This window comes from Methylobacterium sp. Leaf87 (assembly GCF_001422775.1).
Taxonomy (GTDB): domain Bacteria; phylum Pseudomonadota; class Alphaproteobacteria; order Rhizobiales; family Beijerinckiaceae; genus Methylobacterium.
In genome coordinates, this window is sequence record NZ_LMMI01000011.1 from 15,120 (window position 1) to 31,248 (window position 16,129).

Here is a 16,129-nt window from a genome sequence, read left to right on the forward strand (position 1 = left end):
CTCTGTCTCGCATCGTCGTTTCCTGGGGGCCGAACGCCGCCCGGCCCGCTGCGCTCACGAGACCTTCCAGCCCGAATGGATCGCCACGATGCCGCCCGACAGGGGCCGGTGGCTCACATGGCGGAAACCGGCGGCCTCGATCATGCCGGAAAAGCGTCCCGGGCTCGGGAACTTGCGGATGGATTCCACGAGGTAGCGGTAGGATTCGGCATCGCCCGCCACCTTCGAGCCGAGGCGTGGGATGACGTGGAACGAATAAGCGTCGTAGATCCGGTCGAGGACAGGCAGGTCCACCTTCGAGAATTCGAGGCACAGGAAGCGCCCGCCGGGCTTGAGGACCCGGTGGGCTTCCGCCAGGGCGACATCGATACGCGGCACGTTCCGGATGCCGAACGCGATGGTGTAGGCATCGAACCGCTCCGACGGCAGCGGCAGGGCTTCAGCATTGGCGGTGACGAAGTCGATGCGCCCGGTGAAGCGGTTTCCCGCCCTCTCTGCCCCGACGCGCAGCATGGCCTCGTTGATGTCGAGCACGGTGACGTGCGTCGCAGGGCCGCCGGCCTCCAGGGCCCGGAAGGCGATGTCGGCGGTGCCGCCGGCCACGTCGAGGTGATGGAACGGGCGGTTGCGCGGCGGGCGCAGCATCGAGATGAGCTGCGACTTCCAGGCCCGGTGCAGGCCGCCCGACATGAGGTCGTTCATGAGGTCGTAGCGCTTCGCGACGGACCGGAACACATCGTCGACGCGCGCCTGCTTCTCGCCGAGCGCCACCTGCTCGAAACCGAAATGCGTGCTCTCGTCGGGGGGGGAACGCTCGGCGTGACTCATGAACCTCACCTCTCGGGTTGAGCGTCATAGCGAAAGGCGGGGCGGATCGCCATGTTCGCCAGCACCGCATCCCGCCCGAGTCTTGGACGCCACGCGCCGGAGAGCCATGCCCGAACTGCCCGAAGTCGAGACCGTGCGCCGCGGTCTCGCCCCAGCCATGGTGGGTGCCCGGTTCGCCCGCGTCACCCTGCGCCGGCCGAACCTGCGCTTTCCCTTCCCCGAAAGCTTCGTCGAGCGTTTGGAGGGACGGACGGTCCTGGCCCTCGACCGGCGGGCCAAATACCTCGTGGCCGGCCTCGATTCCGGCGAGTCGCTGATTCTTCACCTCGGCATGAGCGGGCGCTTCGACGTGGCGATGCCGGACGGCCGCAATCTCTCGCCGGGCGATTTCTACCTCGACGGGGCGCAGGGCGCCCCAAAGCACGACCATGTGGTCATGGCCCTGTCGAACGGTGCCACCGTGACCTATAACGACGCCCGCCGCTTCGGCTTCATGGACCTCGTGCCCAGCGCCGACCTGGCGACATGCCGGCACTTCGCCGCCATGGGTCTCGAACCCTTGAGCGACGCCATGACGCCGGAGGCCGTGGCACGGCTGTTCCGCCACAAGATCACGCCCCTGAAGGCCGCCCTCCTCGATCAGCGCCTCATCGCGGGTCTCGGGAACATCTACGTCTGCGAAGCCTTGCACCGGGCGGGACTGCACCCGGAAATGCCTGCCGGACGGCTGGCCGGGCCCGATGGACGCCCGTCCTCGAAGGCGCGTCTCCTGGCAAAGGTCATCCCTCAGGTTCTCACGGAGGCGGTGGCCGCCGGGGGATCCACCTTGCGAGACTATGCACAGACGGACGGAAGTTCCGGCGCGTTCCAGCATGCGTTTCGCGTGTATGATCGCGCTGGAGAAGCGTGCCGCACGATAGGATGTGGTGGATGCATCGAACGGATCACCCAGTCGGGCCGGTCGACATTCTACTGCGCGACTTGTCAGCGTCACCCGGAGGGGTTGTCCGGTTCATCGAAAATACCCGTGAAATCCAAGGTCGAGCTTTGAGAACTTGGCTTTTAGCCGCCCCCGTTCGTCAAGTCTGCGGACGGCGAGGGTTCTGTTAAGGCCCGGTGTCTAATCATCATCAGAGGTCGACCCAGATCCGACCAGTCGCCTAAGACACCGAGGGCTTCGGAGCACGCATGTACCCACGTCCCGGCAATGAAGCGGAGCGGCTCGCCGCCTTGCACGAACTTGCCATTCTCGACACGCCGCCCGAGGTGCGCTTCGATGCCGTCTGCCGCACAGCCTGCGCCTTGTTCGGCCTGCCGATGGCCACCGTCACCCTCGTCGAAGCGGATCGGCAATGGTTCAAGGCGAAGTGCGGCGTCGGCGGGGAAGGTAGTCCCCGGCAGGATTCGTTTTGCACCTACACGATCCTGACGGACGACGTGCTGGTGGTCGAGGATGCGACGAAGGACCCACGCTTTTCCGGCAGCCCCCTGGTCACCGGTGGGCCGCAGATCCGCTTCTATGCCGGGGCCCCGATCATTCTGGCGCCCGGCATCCGCATCGGTACCGTCTGCGTCCTCGGGACCGTTCCGCGCGGGTTCTCCGCCGTGGAGGAGGCGCAACTAACCGATCTCGCCGCTGTGGTCGCGGCGCAACTGACCCTGCACCGGACCGAAGCGCGACTGCGCGAGAGCGAGGCGCATTACCGGCTGCTTGCCGAGAACACGTCCGACATGATCGTCCGCTCGGGGCTCGACACCCGCCGCCACTACGTCTCCCCGGCGTCCCGGACCCTGCTGGGCTACGATCCCGACGAACTCGTCGGAACGATGCCGATGGACCAGATCCATCCCGACGATGCCGAGGCCTACGCACGCGTCCTGACCACCCTCGGGGAGGGACGGACCGCCCGTGCGGTGACCCGCCAGCGCTACCGCCGCAAGGACGGGTCCTGGGTCTGGGTCGAGGTGACCTTCAATCTCACCCGCGATGCCACGGATGGGCACCCGACCGGATACGTCGCGGCCGTACGTGATATCTCCGAACGCGAGGAAGCGGCCCGCCGTATCGGTCACATGGCCCGGCACGACGCCCTCACGGATCTCGCCAATCGGACCCTGTTCCGGGAGCGCCTGATCGAGGCATTCACAGCGAATCGACGGGGGAAGGATGGGTTTTCCGTGCTGTATCTGGACCTCGACCGCTTCAAGGCGGTCAACGATGGTCTTGGCCACCAAGCCGGGGACCGGCTCCTGTGCCGGGTCGCCGATCGTCTGAAGGGGCTCGTCCGGCAGTCGGATACCGTGGCGCGGGTCGGCGGTGACGAGTTCACCGTGATTCAGGCCGGTACGGACAGGCCCGAGGATCCGCAGCAACTCGCTCAGCGGCTCATCGAGGCCATTCGCCAACCGATCGACCTCGACGGCGAACGAGTGATCGTGGGGGCCAGCGTCGGAATCGCCCGGGCTCCGCAGGATGGCGGAGACGCAGACACCCTGTGCCGGCACGCGGACCTCGCCCTGTATCGTGCAAAGGCAGCCGGCCGGAACACTTTCCGGTGCTACGAGCCGGGGATGCGTTTCGACCGCGCGATCAGGACGCGCGCGGCCGGATAGGGGTGTCTCGCCGGCGCCCGATGGGCGCCGGATGCCGCTACCACCCTCGGGTATCCTCGCCCGTTGGGCGCCGGCCCTGCGGCGTCAGACGATCGATCACCTGCGGCAAAGCTTGCGCCAGCTGCGACAGGAGATCGTCGCGTTGCAGGCCGGTGCGCTGCTCGAGGGCATCGACGGTGTCGGGACCGAGGGCGTCGGCGAGTTGTCGGGGCTGGACCGGACGGTTCTCACCGGAGCCGATCCAGGATTCGATCATATCTCCGAGACCACCGCGCTGGAACCGGTCGATCAGTCCGTCGAGGCCGGTCTCACCGTCACCAGGCTCGCGGTCGAGCCGGGCGTAGGGGCCGGCACCCGGATCGCGCTCGGTCGTTCCACCGCCGCCATCTGCCGTACCCCGCTCCCCCGGTCCATCGAGCATCCCCGAGAGATCGCTGAAATCACCCTCCTGGCGGCCGCGCGGCTCGGCACCGCCCCCCCGGTCATACTCTCGTCCGCGATCGTGCGCGAAGCCGCCGAGATCACCCTCGTCGTAGCCGCCGGGGGCCTGCCCGCCCGACCCATGCCCGCCTTGGGAATCATCACGGTGGGGGCGGCCGCCGCCGCCCAGAAGATCGCCGAGGCTCCCGGCGCCCTTGGACATCAGGAGCATCAGGAGGGCCTGGACGATGGGCGAGAGATTGCCCATGCCGCCACCGGCTCCGCCGCCCTGCCCGCGGCCCTGTTCGGGTCTGCCGCCGCCCAGAACCTGTCCGAGAACGCCGCCAATGACTTGATCGAGGAGGCCCATGATCGTTTCTCCCGTGCTGCGTGGACGTGTCGGCCTACCGTTGTTGGCTGCCGCCGGTGGCGGCGCGGTCCCGGTCGGGCAAGTGATCGAGGGGATTGGTCCGCTTTCCGCTCGATCCGACGACCGCGGCCGAGTGGTCGATGGCCTTCGGCGGCGAGACCTGTCCGGTGGGCCGCTCCGCCGCGCGGGCATCGCGTGACGGCAGCGTAGCGGGAGTGGGCTGATCGTTGGGGTTGGCGAGCGACTGTGCCACGGCGGACTGGCCGCCGAGGGGCGTGATGAGCATGCCGAAGGCGGCCGACACGGCGAGGCCGGCAACGAACAGGCCGGTCGCCGCGATGCCGGCGCGGGGCCGCAGGGCATGGCGCCGGCGGGCGGAGGTGGTGGTCATGATCAAGACGATCTCCGTGGGAGGACGGGCTCGGCGCCTGCGCGGGGGCGCCATCTGCTGCACCAAGCCCGGCCGGGCCGGGCTGGTTCCCCTCCCCCGCTTCAGCCCTTCTTGCGCCCGCCCCCACCCTTGTATTTCGGCTTCTGCCCACCGAGCCCCTGCGTCGAGCGAGCCTTGGGACGCTCCTGCCATTGCGGCGGGGCGGTGCCTACGGGCAGTTCGCGGTCGGTGCCCGGCCCCATGTTGTCGAGAGTTGGCTTCGAGATGCGGCTCTGCTTCGCGCCGTAGCGTCCCGCCTCGCGTTCGACGTCGCCCTGGCGCGCCATCGGATCGTCGGAGACGAGGAGCTCCGTCGCCTGGAGGCGCTTGAGCTCGTCGCGCAGGCGCGCGGCCTCCTCGAAGTCGAGGTCGGCGGCGGCCGTGCGCATGCGCTTCTCGAGGTCGGCCATCACCGCCTTGAAGTTGTGGCCGATGGTGGCGGCGTTCTTGGCGAGCCCCGTATCGACCTGGACATGGTCGCCCTCGAACACGCTCGAGAGGATGTCGGAGATGCCGCGCTTCACGCTCTGGGGCGTAATGCCGTGCTCGACGTTGTAGGCGAGCTGCTTCGTCCGGCGCCGCTCGGTCTCGGCCATCGCCCGCTCCATGGAGCCGGTGATGTTGTCGGCGTAGAGGATGCAGCGCGCCTCCGCGTTGCGGGCCGCGCGTCCGATGGTCTGGACGAGCGAGGTCTCCGATCGCAGGAAGCCCTCCTTGTCGGCGTCGAGGATCGCGACCAGGGCGCATTCGGGGATGTCGAGGCCCTCGCGCAGGAGGTTGATGCCGATGAGGACATCGAAGGCGCCGAGGCGCAGGTCGCGAATGATCTCGATACGCTCCAGTGTGTCGATGTCCGAGTGCATGTAGCGCACGCGCACGGAGTTCTCGTGCAGATATTCGGTGAGATCCTCGGCCATGCGCTTGGTCAGCGTGGTCACGAGCGTCCGGTAGCCGGCCTGTGCGACTTCGCGGACCTCGCCCAGCAGATCGTCCACTTGGCTGCGGGCGGGCCTGATCTCGATGACCGGATCGACCAGGCCGGTGGGGCGGATGACCTGCTCGGCGAAGACGCCGCCGGTCTGCTCCATCTCCCACTTCGCCGGAGTCGCCGAGACGTGGATCGATTGCGGCCGCATGGCGTCCCATTCCTCGAACCGCAGCGGGCGGTTGTCGAGACAGGACGGCAGGCGGAAGCCGTATTCGGCCAGCGTCGCCTTGCGGCGGAAGTCGCCCTTGTACATGCCGCCGATCTGCGGAACCGTGACGTGACTCTCGTCGGTGAAGACGAGGGCGTTGTCGGGCAGGTACTCGAACAGGGTCGGGGGCGGCTCGCCGGGCTTGCGTCCCGTCAGGTAGCGGGAATAGTTCTCGATGCCGTTGCAGGCGCCCGTGGCCTCGATCATCTCGATGTCGAAGGTGCAGCGCTGTTCGATGCGCTGGGCCTCGATGAGGCGGCCCATCTTCGTCAACTCGTCCACCCGCAGCTTCAGCTCGGTCTTGATGCCCTTCACCGCCTGCTGGAGGGTCGGGCGCGGCGTGACGTAGTGGGAGTTGGCGTAGACCTTCACGAATTTGAGGTCGTTGATCTTCTTGCCCGTGAGCGGGTCGAACTCGGTGATCGACTCGACCTCGTCGCCGAACAGGCCGATGCGCCAGCCGCGATCGTCCAGGTGGGCGGGCCACAACTCGATGACGTCGCCGCGCACCCGGAAGGTGCCGCGGGCGAAATCCGACTGGATGCGCTTGTATTGGAGCGCTACGAGGTCGGCTACGAGCTGGCGCTGCTCGATCTTCTCCTCCAGCGACACCGTGAACGACATGGCGGTGTAGGTCTCCACCGAACCGATGCCGTAGATGCACGAGACGGAGGCGACGAGGATCACGTCGTCGCGCTCCAGCAGGGCGCGGGTGGCGGCGTGGCGCATGCGGTCGATCTGCTCGTTGATCGACGATTCCTTCTCGATGAAGGTGTCCGAGCGCGGCACGTAGGCTTCGGGCTGGTAGTAGTCGTAGTACGAAACGAAATACTCCACCGCGTTGTCGGGGAAAAAGCTCTTGAACTCGCCGTAGAGCTGCGCCGCCAGAGTCTTGTTCGGGGCGAGGATCAGGGCCGGACGCTGCGTCGCCTCGATGACCTTGGCCATGGTGAAGGTCTTACCCGAGCCGGTGACGCCGAGCAGCACCTGATCGCGCTCCGCCTTCTTGACCCCGTCCACGAGCTCGGCGATGGCCCGGGGCTGGTCGCCCGCCGGCTCGAACTCGGACTGGAGGCGGAATGGCACGCCGCCCTCGGATTTCTTCGGCCGTTCCGGTCGGTGCGGCGCCCAGTTCTTGCCGTCCTTGAATAGGGGGTTGCCCTCGGTGAGGAGGCGCGACAGGGCGTCCACCGTGGCCGAGACGCCGTCGGTGGCGAGCGACGTGTCGCCATCGTCGGCCAGTCCCTCCGGAGCCGGGCCGTCCTCCGGCGGGGTCAGGCCCAGAGCCTGGGCGAGGCGGGGATCGACCTCGGCCGCCTCATGCGTGAAGGCCGCCTGGGGCGCCTCGCCGAACCCCTTCGCGGATGCGGGTTTCGCGATCGCTTTCTTCGGGCGGCCAGGCCGGGCGGGGGCGGGCGGCGCGGTGTTCTCCACAACCGGCAGGCGATTACGGTTCAGGGCCGGGCTCAGCAGGGCGGCGAGATGCTCGTCGAGGGGCTGAAGCTCGGGTTTCGACGCCTTCGGGGAGCCCCTGGATCGTGAGCTTTTGGGGGGGGAACCCGTGACGGTGGAGGAGCGCGGTTTGTTCGGGGCGGCCATGGATGAGATATGGGCCTTTCGACGGGGGCCGGGAAGGGTTCGCGCCCCGATGGCATCTCCACCGCAGCGTTCGCCCCTGCAACGCGCACATGGCTCACGTGCGCGGGCGAACGGCCCGCCGTCGAAACCGTTGATCCGGCGGGCCGCCTTCACGGCCATGGAGCAGTGAGTTCATGACCGGAACGGCCCTCATCGCCGGTGTCAGCGGCATCGTCGGCAACAACCTCGCCCGCCACCTCGTCGAAACCGGCTGGGACGTTCACGGCCTTGCCCGCCGGCCCGTGCAGAGCCCAGGCGTCACCCCGGTCGCGGCCGACCTCACCGATCCGGACGCCTTGAGAGCGGCCCTGGCCGAGATACGCCCGACCCACGTCTTCATCACCACCTGGATGCGGCAGGAGACCGAAGCCGAGAATTGCCGGGTCAACGGCGCCATGGTCCGCAACCTTCTCGGCGCCCTCGACCACGCACCTCTGGCCCACGTCGCCCTGGTGACGGGGTTGAAGCACTATCTCGGCCCGTTCGAGGACTACGGAAAGGGCACCCTGCCCCAGACCCCGTTCCGCGAGGATCAGGATCGCCTGCCCGTCGAGAATTTCTACTATGTGCAAGAAGACGAAGTCTTTGCCGCCGCTGCCCGGCGTGGCTTCACCTGGAGCGTGCACCGGCCGCACACCATCATCGGCTATGCGCTGGGCAACGCCATGAACATGGGCGTGACGCTGGCCTGCTACGCCACCCTGTGCCGTGAGACCGGACGGCCGTTCGTGTTTCCGGGCTCGGCCCAGCAATGGAACGGGCTCACCGACGTGACCGATGCGCGCCTGCTTGCCCGCCACCTCGCTTGGGCCTCGACCACCCGGGCTGCCGCCGACACGGCATTCAACGTCGTCGACGGCGATGTCTTCCGGTGGTCGTGGATGTGGAGCCGCATCGCGGAGTGGTTCGGCGTTCAGCCGGCGCCCTATTCCGGCGAGGCGATGCCCCTTGAGCAGCAGATGTCGGGTGCGGCCCCCCTGTGGCGCGAACTTGCTGCCCGGCACGGGCTCGTCGAGCCGGATCTCGACCGCCTCGCCTCGCCCTGGCACACGGATGCCGACCTTGGCCGGCCCATCGAGGTCGTCACCGACATGAGCCGCAGCCGCCGCCTCGGCTTCCTCGACTACCAGCCCAGCGACGACGCCTTCTTCGACCTGTTCTCGCGGCTCCGGGCCGAGCGGGTGATCCCGTAGGTGACCGGAACACCGTCCCCGGCTGGACAGGCCGGGGCTCGGGACCCAGATCACGCTGGACACGAGACCGGACGGACCCCGATGCAGCCTCAGACCCCCGCAAAGCCCGAACTCGACGACGCCACCCTCGCCTTCGCCGGGAAGGTGTTTCAGTTCGCCCGTCTGGGCCATGCCCGGGAACTCGCCGAGTTGTTCGGTCAGGGCATGCCGGCGAACCTGCGCAACGACAAAGGCGACAGCCTGCTCATGCTCGCCGCCTATAACGGCCAGGCCGAGGCTGCGCAGGCGATCCTCGAACATGGCGGCGACCCGGAACTCGCCAACGACCGGGGCCAGACGCCCCTGGCCGGGGCCGCGTTCAAGGGCGATATCGCCATGACCGAACTGCTCCTCGCACACGGTGCCCTCGTGGACGGCACCGGCGACGGTACCCGCACGGCCCTGATGACGGCCGCGATGTTCGACCGCGTCGCGATCATCGACCTGCTCTTAGCCCATGGCGCCGACCCGGACCGGCGCGACGGGGCCGGGCTCACCGCCGCCGAGATGGCCCAGTCCATGGGGGCGACCCAGGCCCCCGCCCGTCTCGCGCAGGCGTCGAGGCCCCCGGCCTGAGGTAGCCTGCGTCCGGGGCGGTTCGGGTGTATGGAGCGCATCGGGCTCCGGCCCGCGCCCGGCCCATGAGTGTCCCATGACCACCGCTTCCAAGCCCCGTTCGCTCGAGAACCGCCGCATCCTCCTCGTGATCGGCGGCGGCATCGCGGCCTACAAGTCCCTCGACCTTATCCGCCGCCTGCGCGAGCGTGGGGCCCAGGTGCGTCCCCTCCTCACCAAGGGCGCGCAGGAATTCGTGACGCCGCTGGCCGCCGCCGCGCTCGCTGGCGAGCGCGCGCATACGGACCTGTTCGACCGGGCGGAGGAGGCCGATATCGGCCACATCAAGCTTGCGCGCGACGCCGACGCCATCGTGGTCGCGCCCGCCACCGCGAGCCTGATGGCCAGGATGGCAACCGGCGAAGCCTCGGATCTGGCCGCCACGGTGCTGCTCGCCACCACCCTGCCGATCCTCATCGCCCCGGCCATGAACGTGCGGATGTGGCAGCACCCGGCGACACGGCGCAACCTTGCGACGCTCATGGGCGACGGCGTGCGCGTGGTCGGGCCCAATGACGGCGCCATGGCGGAGGCCGAGTTCGGGCCCGGGCGCCTCGCCGAACCGACGGAGATCGCCGCCGCCGTGGAGGCGATGCTGGCCGAGGGCGAGCGACCTGGCGGGTTCGGTTTCCTTGCCGGACGGACCGTGTCCGGGCGCGCACCGGCCGGTCCTCTCGCGGGACGGCGCGTCCTCGTGACCTCGGGGCCGACCCACGAGCCCATCGATCCCGTGCGCTACCTCGCCAACCGCTCGTCCGGCCGCCAGGGACACGCTATTGCGGCCGCGGCTGCGGCGGCGGGAGCCGACGTCACCCTGATCTCTGGCCCGGTCGCGATTCCCGATCCGGATGGCGTGCGTGTGGTTCCCGTCGAGACCGCGCGGGCCATGCTGGCGGCCGTGGAGGCGGCCTTGCCGGCGGACATCGCGGTGTTCACGGCCGCCGTCGGCGACTGGCGCCCGGCGGAGGCCGGCACGCGCAAGATCAAGAAGGACGGGAGCGAGCCGCCCCCCCTCCTCCTCGTGGAGAACCCCGACATTCTCGCCACCATCGCGGGCCGGGCGAGCGGGCGCCCGGCTCTCGTGGTGGGCTTCGCCGCCGAGACCGACGACGTGCTCGCCAACGCGCAGCGGAAGATCGCCCGCAAGGGCTGCGATCTACTCGTCGCCAACGACGTTTCGGCCGCCGGGGGCGTCATGGGTGGGCTGAACAACACCGTCCACCTCGTTGGACGCGACGGCTCCGTCGAGACCTGGCCGACCCTCGACAAGGATGAGGTCGGGCGCCGCCTCGTGGCCCGCTTCGCCGCGTTGCTGCCGGCGTGACGCGGTGCGGCAAAAACCTGCGGACCCCGTGCGCGTATTGGCGCGTTAACGCTTGACTAACCCGTCTCCCGGCATCATTTCGGCGTCGCCTCCGATTCCGCCTCGTGCCGGTCGTGCGGCTCCATAGGATCTGACTGACCCAATGCCCAGCGACAGTAGTCGATGGACCGTGCCGCCTTCGGCCGTCCGCGTGCGTCACGCCTGATCGCTGATCGGGCTCGCCCGCGATCGACCCCCGGTGACCGGTCGAACGAGGTGAGCCCATGACCGTCTTGAAGCTTTCTGCCTTTCCGGCCGCTTTTCGTACGAACCTCATTCCCCTGAGCGACGTTCGCCTCCGCGCCGTACGATCGCGGTCCACCCGCAAGGCCGCGCCGAAATCGCCCCCGAAGAAAAAGCGCGATGCCAACGTCGCCCTCATCATGGCGGTGATGATGAGCCTCGTTTTCGCGCCCGTGGTCGGCATGCACCTGTTTGCCACCTTTGGGCCGGTCGACCTTGGGACGCAGAAGCCCGCCGCCGAGGTCGTGTCGCGCACCGTGCCCGCCCTTCCCCCAGGTTGACGACCTCAGCCGTCTGAGGCGGCGGGGTCCATGTGGACGGCCTCCCAGACATGGCCGTCCGGGTCCTGGAAGCTACAGGCATACATGAAGTCGTGATCCATCACGGGCTTCCACGGCCGGCCTCCGGCGGCCAGGGCCTGGGCCAGCATCGTGTCCACCGCCTCGCGGGACTCCGCCGAGACGCAGGTCAGCACCTCCGTGGCGGTGTTCGCGTCGCTGATCGGCCCGGTGATGAAATCCCGGAACCGGCCCTCCACCATCAGCATGACAAAGATGTTCTCCGCCACGATCATGCAGGCGGCCTCGTCGTTGGAGAAGTTCGGGTCGAAGCCGAACCCGAGGGTGCCGAAGAACGCCCGTGAGACCGTGAGGTCCTTCACGGGGAGGTTCACGAAAATCATCCGCATGTTTCGTCTCCCCGTGGTTGAATGCTGTCAGGCCTGTGCCTGGGCGGCTTCGTGCCGGGCCGCCAGATCGGCCTCCTCCGCCGCGATCTTGACGGCGGCGGGCCGCCCGTTGACGCGGGCGATGTAGGCCATGATCGCCGGTTCCTCGGGAACGAGCTTGAAACTCGTGGTCCAGCCAAGCGCCGTGCCCCACAGGACATCGGCGGCGGTGAAGCGCTCGCCGAGGATGTAGGGTCCCCTGGAGAGAGCCCCCAGCAGGGTCGCCAGCACCGTGTCGAAGTCGCCGTAGGCCGACATGGCGCGCGGACCCGCTTCGCGCTGGAGCGCCCGGTCGATGACCGCCGGCTCGAAGCTCGACCCGTAATAGACCATCCAGCGCAGGTACGGCCCGCGCAGGGGATCGTCGGGAGCCGGGGCGAGGCCCACCCCGGGGAACAGGTCGGCGAGGTAGAGGTAGATCGCCGCCTGCTCGGTCACGAGGGCGTCGCCGTGGGTCAGGGCCGGGACCTTCCCCATGGGGTTAATGGCAAGGTACGCCGCGGCGCGGTGCTCGCCGGCCTTCATGTTCATCACCTGAAGCCGATGCGGCGCGCCGAGCTCCTCCAGGAGAATCCGCACCCCCGTCGAGCGGGTGTTGGGCGCATGGTAGAGCGTGATCTCGGATGCCAAGCAGAATGCCTTTCGCGAATCGTCGACCGCAGGGTCTGCGCCGGGCGGGCCAGCGTCAACCGGAGCGCGCTAGTTGCGGCGCGCCGCGACGGCCTGGGCCAGGAGGCACAGGATCTCGAAGGCCAGGGTGGCGCCGGCCAGCGCCGTGATGCCGGACGGGTCGAGGGGCGGGGCGACCTCGACGAGATCGGCACCGACGAAGTCGAGGCCGCTCAAGGCCCGCACGAGGAACAGCGCCTCCCGACTGGTGAAGCCCCCCATTTCCGGCGTGCCGGTGCCGGGGGCGTAGGCCGGATCGAGGGCATCGATGTCGAAGCTGAGATAGGCCGGCCCGGCACCGATCACGGCGCGAGCCTCCGCCGCCACCGCGGGCAGGCCCCGCATCGCGACCTCGTCCATGGGGACGATCCGCACGCCCTGCGCCCGCGCCCAGTCGAGTTCGTCGGCGGCGTCGACGCTGCCGCGCAGGCCGATCTGGATCATGCGCCCAGGATCGAGGACGCCGTCCTCGATGGCCCGGCGGAACGGCGTGCCGTGGGTGAGCCGGCTGCCGTCGTACTGGCCGTCGTCGGTGTCGCTGTGGGCATCGATATGGACGAGGCCGAGGGGCCGGTCGCGGCCGAGCGCCCGCAGGACCGGATAGGTCACGAAATGGTCGCCGCCGACGGACAGGGGAACGATGCCGGCGGCCGCCAGCGGCGCGTAGAACGCTTCGATCCGTGCCGCGGTCGCAGCGACGTCGATGGGGTTGACGCAGACGTCGCCGAGATCGGCGCAAGCGGCGAGATCGTAGGGCGCGATCCCGGTGGCCGCATTGCGCGCACGGGTGCCGGTGGAAGCCTCGCGTATGCCGCGCGGCCCGAGGCGTGCACCCGGCCGGTTGGTGGTGGCCCCGTCGAACGGGATGCCGACGAGGCCGATATCGATGCGGCCCGGGGCCTCGGCGGGGGCGAGGATCGGAAGGCGCATGAAGCTCGCGACACCCGAGAAGCGCGGGCTCGCCATGCCCGAGGGCGGACGATGGCGCGCGATCCGTCCCGCATCCGGGTCTTCGGTCATCGTTCCTCCACGTGCGTCTGCCAAAGCGATCGTTAGGGCATCCTTTCGCCGGGATGGCGCTTCGATCAAGCGCATGATCGCCCCGCGGCCCCCGTGGCTGCGAAAACCGTCGCGTTGACGGATCGGCGGTGCGTGGCTATAGAGCGCGGATTGCCGACGGTCGCGGTCTTCCCCGTCCGTCGGCTTCGCCATTGCCCGAACAACCTGCACGCGATCATACGACACTCCGGCCTGCGGGCCCGTCGGGATCGCCTCAAACGTGATGAGGATGCCCCATGGCCAACACCGTGTCGGCCAAGAAAATGACCCGCAAGATCGCGAAGCGGACCGCTGTGAACCGCTCGCGCCGCAGCCGTATGCGCACCTTCGTCCGCAAGGTCGAAGAGGCCATTGCCGGTGGCGACCAGACCAGCGCGCTGACCGCCCTGCGGGAAGCCGAGCCCGAGATCATGCGGGCCGCTCAGCACGGCATCGTGCACAAGAACAACGCGTCCCGGAAGGTCTCGCGCCTCGCGGCACGGGTCAAGGCGCTCGCCGCCTAACCCTCCGTCCTCAGGACCCATTGCGAAGAAAGCCCGGCAGCGATGCCGGGCTTTCTTCGTTTTCGGCTGCCCTTCTCGCGCCGCCGGTGGCCAGCCCGGACCATGCGCCATCCCGTCGTGACACCGCGACATGCGTCCACCTGCAGTGTCTCGTTAACGATATTGCCGAATCTCCCATGTTGTGGCGTGCGCAGGCCAAGTGTAACTTAACGATCGCTTGAGAAGACGCCACAAAAGCCGTGCATCTCCGAGTCGAGGATGAACCGTTCACAAGGTCGGGGCTCCGGCTCGACTCACCCCGCCAAGCCCTCGTCGCAATTCGCGCAAATTTGGCTATCCCCATTAGTCCCGTTGTTAGGAGAACCGTAGCTTATTGTTGATAGGCTGTTTTCATCGACAAAAAGTGCCGTGGGTCCATTGACACCGGCGCGAACACCAGGGTCCCGCGAATGGCTTGCGGGACGCGACGTCAGTCAAGTGTGCGTACGTTCCGGCGGCGGCTCTCCGTCCTCGGCGCGAGGAGAGCGATGATGCATGTCGACGGTAGCGTGTCCGGCAACCCCGAGACGGGCATGAGCGGCGTGGGTGGGACCGATCCGGTGGCCGCCTGGGCTCGGGTGAAGCGCCGCTTGCGGGCGGAACTGGGCGAGGACGTGTTCGCGAGCTGGTTCGCCCGGCTCGAACTGCTCGAAGTCTCAGGCGCCACGGCCCGCCTCACGGTGCCCACCCGCTTCCTCAAGAGCTGGATCGAGTCGCACTACATCGACCGCGTCCTGAACACCTTCCGCAGCGAGGTGGAGGAGGTCTCGCGCATCGACGTCTCAGTGCGCGGTCCCGCCGCCCGTCCGGCCGCCGCCGCGAGTGCTCCGAAGCCCGCGATGGCGCCAAGCCCCCTGGCTCGTCTCCAGGCCGCCGGCTCCGGAATGCACGCCCCGGGCGAAGCCGATTCGGAAGTTTCCGCCCCGGTCCGCGCCGAGGGTGGCTCCGGCGACCTCAACGGCGCGCCCCTCGACAACCGCCTCACCTTCGCGAGCTTCGTCGTCGGCCGCTCCAACGCCCTCGCCCATGCGGCCGGCGAGCGCGTCGCCCGCCACGACGGCCAGGGCGCGCTCTACAACCCGCTCTACCTCCATGCCGGGGTCGGCCTGGGCAAGACCCACCTGCTGCACGCCATCGGCCACGCCGCCCGCGATTCCGGCCGCCGGGTGATCTACCTCACCGCCGACCGCTTCATGTACGGCTTCGTCAACGCCCTGAAGACCCAGAACGCCCTAGCCTTCAAGGAGCGCCTGCGCGCCATCGATCTCCTCATTCTCGACGACGTGCAGTTCATCCAGGGCAAGTCGATCCAGGCCGAGTTCGGCCACACCATCAACGCCCTCATCGATGCCGGCCGCCAGGTCGTCGTCGCCTCCGACCGGCCGCCCACCGAACTCGAAGCCCTGGAAGAGCGGGTCCGCTCGCGCCTCGCCGGCGGCCTCGTGGTCGAGATCGGCACCCTCGACGAGCAGTTGCGCACCTCGATCCTCTCGGCGCGGCTCGCCGCCGTGCAGGTCTCGCATCCGAGCTTCGAGGTCTCGCCCACGGTCGCCACCTACGTCGCCCGGGCGATCACCGCCAACGGGCGCGATCTCGAGGGTGCCGTGAATCGGCTGCTCGCCCATGCCACCCTCACGGGGGCGGCGGTGACCATGGAGACCGCCGAGGCCGCGATCCGCGATCTGGTGAAGAACCGCGAGCCCAAGCGCATCAAGATCGAGGACATCCAGAAGCTGGTGGCCTCGCGCTACAACGTCTCGCGCTCCGACATCCTGTCCGAGCGACGCACGGCCGCCGTGGTCAAGCCGCGCCAGATCGCGATGTACCTGTCGAAGGTGCTGACCCTGCGCTCCCTCCCCGAGATCGGCCGGCGCTTCGGCGGTCGCGACCACACCACCGTGCTCCACGCCGTGCGCAAGATCGACAAGCTCATCGGCGAGGACAATGTGCTCAACGACGAGGTCGAACTCCTGAAGCGCATGCTGCAGGATTGAGGCGCGTCGCGCGGCGGAGCTTTCGGCTCCGCCGCGGATCGAAGCCGGGATAGCCGCCCTCTCGCACTTGCGTTCGCCGATGGGCTTCGCCAAGTTCATCGGCCACGGTGCCGGGTTTTGGTGCCGTTCCACGGTGCCTTTCCACGCGGAATGCCGAGGCGCGCCGCCGCGCCGGCTCAAGCGACGTCCA

General features: G+C 68.7%; 15 protein-coding genes. 8 read left to right on the plus strand and 7 right to left on the minus strand.

All coding sequences use genetic code 11. From position 1 onward, the window contains the following. Window positions 1-54 precede the first annotated feature (54 nt). Window positions 55-828, minus strand: coding sequence for a bifunctional demethylmenaquinone methyltransferase/2-methoxy-6-polyprenyl-1,4-benzoquinol methylase UbiE (ubiE, locus tag ASF22_RS07695; protein WP_056175521.1), 774 nt, complete (start codon window positions 826-828; stop codon window positions 55-57). 106 nt (window positions 829-934) lie between these two features. On the opposite strand from ubiE, the gene mutM reads away from it, so the two are divergent. Both mutM and ASF22_RS07705 read left to right on the plus strand, forming a co-directional pair. Further along, window positions 935-1,879: a bifunctional DNA-formamidopyrimidine glycosylase/DNA-(apurinic or apyrimidinic site) lyase gene (gene mutM / locus ASF22_RS07700; protein ID WP_056263120.1), complete on the plus strand. Its 945-nt coding sequence runs from the start codon at window positions 935-937 to the stop codon at window positions 1,877-1,879. 137 nt (window positions 1,880-2,016) lie between these two features. Then, window positions 2,017-3,441, plus strand: a complete 1,425-nt coding sequence (locus tag ASF22_RS07705) for a sensor domain-containing diguanylate cyclase (RefSeq protein ID WP_082483576.1) — start codon at window positions 2,017-2,019, stop codon at window positions 3,439-3,441. 37 nt (window positions 3,442-3,478) lie between these two features. Here the strand turns inward: ASF22_RS07705 and ASF22_RS07710 are convergent, their stop codons facing one another. The 3 genes from ASF22_RS07710 to uvrB all read right to left on the minus strand — a co-directional run bounded on the left by ASF22_RS07710 (window position 3,479) and on the right by uvrB (window position 7,456). Continuing rightward, complete coding sequence (locus ASF22_RS07710) at window positions 3,479-4,231, minus strand: YidB family protein (RefSeq protein ID WP_056263125.1); 753 nt, start codon at window positions 4,229-4,231, stop codon at window positions 3,479-3,481. Between the two features lie 34 nt (window positions 4,232-4,265). Further along, window positions 4,266-4,517 carry a hypothetical protein gene (locus ASF22_RS07715; RefSeq protein ID WP_056263186.1) on the minus strand — a complete coding sequence of 84 codons (252 nt, stop codon included), beginning with the start codon at window positions 4,515-4,517 and terminating at the stop codon, window positions 4,266-4,268. A 206-nt stretch (window positions 4,518-4,723) separates the two neighbouring features. Further along, window positions 4,724-7,456, minus strand: coding sequence for an excinuclease ABC subunit UvrB (uvrB, locus tag ASF22_RS07720; RefSeq protein ID WP_056263129.1), 2,733 nt, complete (start codon window positions 7,454-7,456; stop codon window positions 4,724-4,726). Window positions 7,457-7,629: 173 nt separating this feature from the next. Between uvrB and ASF22_RS07725 the strand changes: the two genes are divergently transcribed. The 4 genes from ASF22_RS07725 (at window position 7,630) to ASF22_RS07740 (ending at window position 11,229) form a co-directional block, all read left to right on the plus strand. Continuing rightward, window positions 7,630-8,688 carry an SDR family oxidoreductase gene (locus tag ASF22_RS07725; protein WP_056263131.1) on the plus strand — a complete coding sequence of 353 codons (1,059 nt, stop codon included), beginning with the start codon at window positions 7,630-7,632 and terminating at the stop codon, window positions 8,686-8,688. An 81-nt stretch (window positions 8,689-8,769) separates the two neighbouring features. Continuing rightward, window positions 8,770-9,303 carry an ankyrin repeat domain-containing protein gene (locus tag ASF22_RS07730; RefSeq protein WP_056263134.1) on the plus strand — a complete coding sequence of 178 codons (534 nt, stop codon included), beginning with the start codon at window positions 8,770-8,772 and terminating at the stop codon, window positions 9,301-9,303. 76 nt (window positions 9,304-9,379) lie between these two features. Further along, window positions 9,380-10,666, plus strand: a complete 1,287-nt coding sequence (gene coaBC, locus ASF22_RS07735; RefSeq protein ID WP_056263137.1) for a bifunctional phosphopantothenoylcysteine decarboxylase/phosphopantothenate--cysteine ligase CoaBC — start codon at window positions 9,380-9,382, stop codon at window positions 10,664-10,666. 263 nt (window positions 10,667-10,929) lie between these two features. Then, window positions 10,930-11,229: a hypothetical protein gene (locus ASF22_RS07740; RefSeq protein WP_056263138.1), complete on the plus strand. Its 300-nt coding sequence runs from the start codon at window positions 10,930-10,932 to the stop codon at window positions 11,227-11,229. Between the two features lie 5 nt (window positions 11,230-11,234). Here ASF22_RS07740 and ASF22_RS07745 read toward each other — a convergent pair whose 3' ends face one another. The 3 genes from ASF22_RS07745 to speB form a co-directional block, all read right to left on the minus strand. Further along, window positions 11,235-11,636 (minus strand): VOC family protein, encoded by a 402-nt coding sequence (locus ASF22_RS07745; protein ID WP_056263142.1) that lies wholly within the window; start codon window positions 11,634-11,636, stop codon window positions 11,235-11,237. Window positions 11,637-11,663: 27 nt separating this feature from the next. Next, window positions 11,664-12,305, minus strand: coding sequence for a glutathione S-transferase (locus tag ASF22_RS07750; protein WP_056263145.1), 642 nt, complete (start codon window positions 12,303-12,305; stop codon window positions 11,664-11,666). A 69-nt stretch (window positions 12,306-12,374) separates the two neighbouring features. Further along, complete coding sequence (speB, locus tag ASF22_RS07755) at window positions 12,375-13,364, minus strand: agmatinase (protein ID WP_056263147.1); 990 nt, start codon at window positions 13,362-13,364, stop codon at window positions 12,375-12,377. A 275-nt stretch (window positions 13,365-13,639) separates the two neighbouring features. Between speB and rpsT the strand changes: the two genes are divergently transcribed. Further along, a complete protein-coding gene (gene rpsT / locus ASF22_RS07760; protein WP_056095665.1) occupies window positions 13,640-13,906 on the plus strand; it encodes a 30S ribosomal protein S20 in 267 nt (88 codons plus the stop codon). A 530-nt stretch (window positions 13,907-14,436) separates the two neighbouring features. After that, window positions 14,437-15,939: a chromosomal replication initiator protein DnaA gene (dnaA, locus tag ASF22_RS07765; protein ID WP_056263189.1), complete on the plus strand. Its 1,503-nt coding sequence runs from the start codon at window positions 14,437-14,439 to the stop codon at window positions 15,937-15,939. Window positions 15,940-16,129 lie beyond the last annotated feature (190 nt).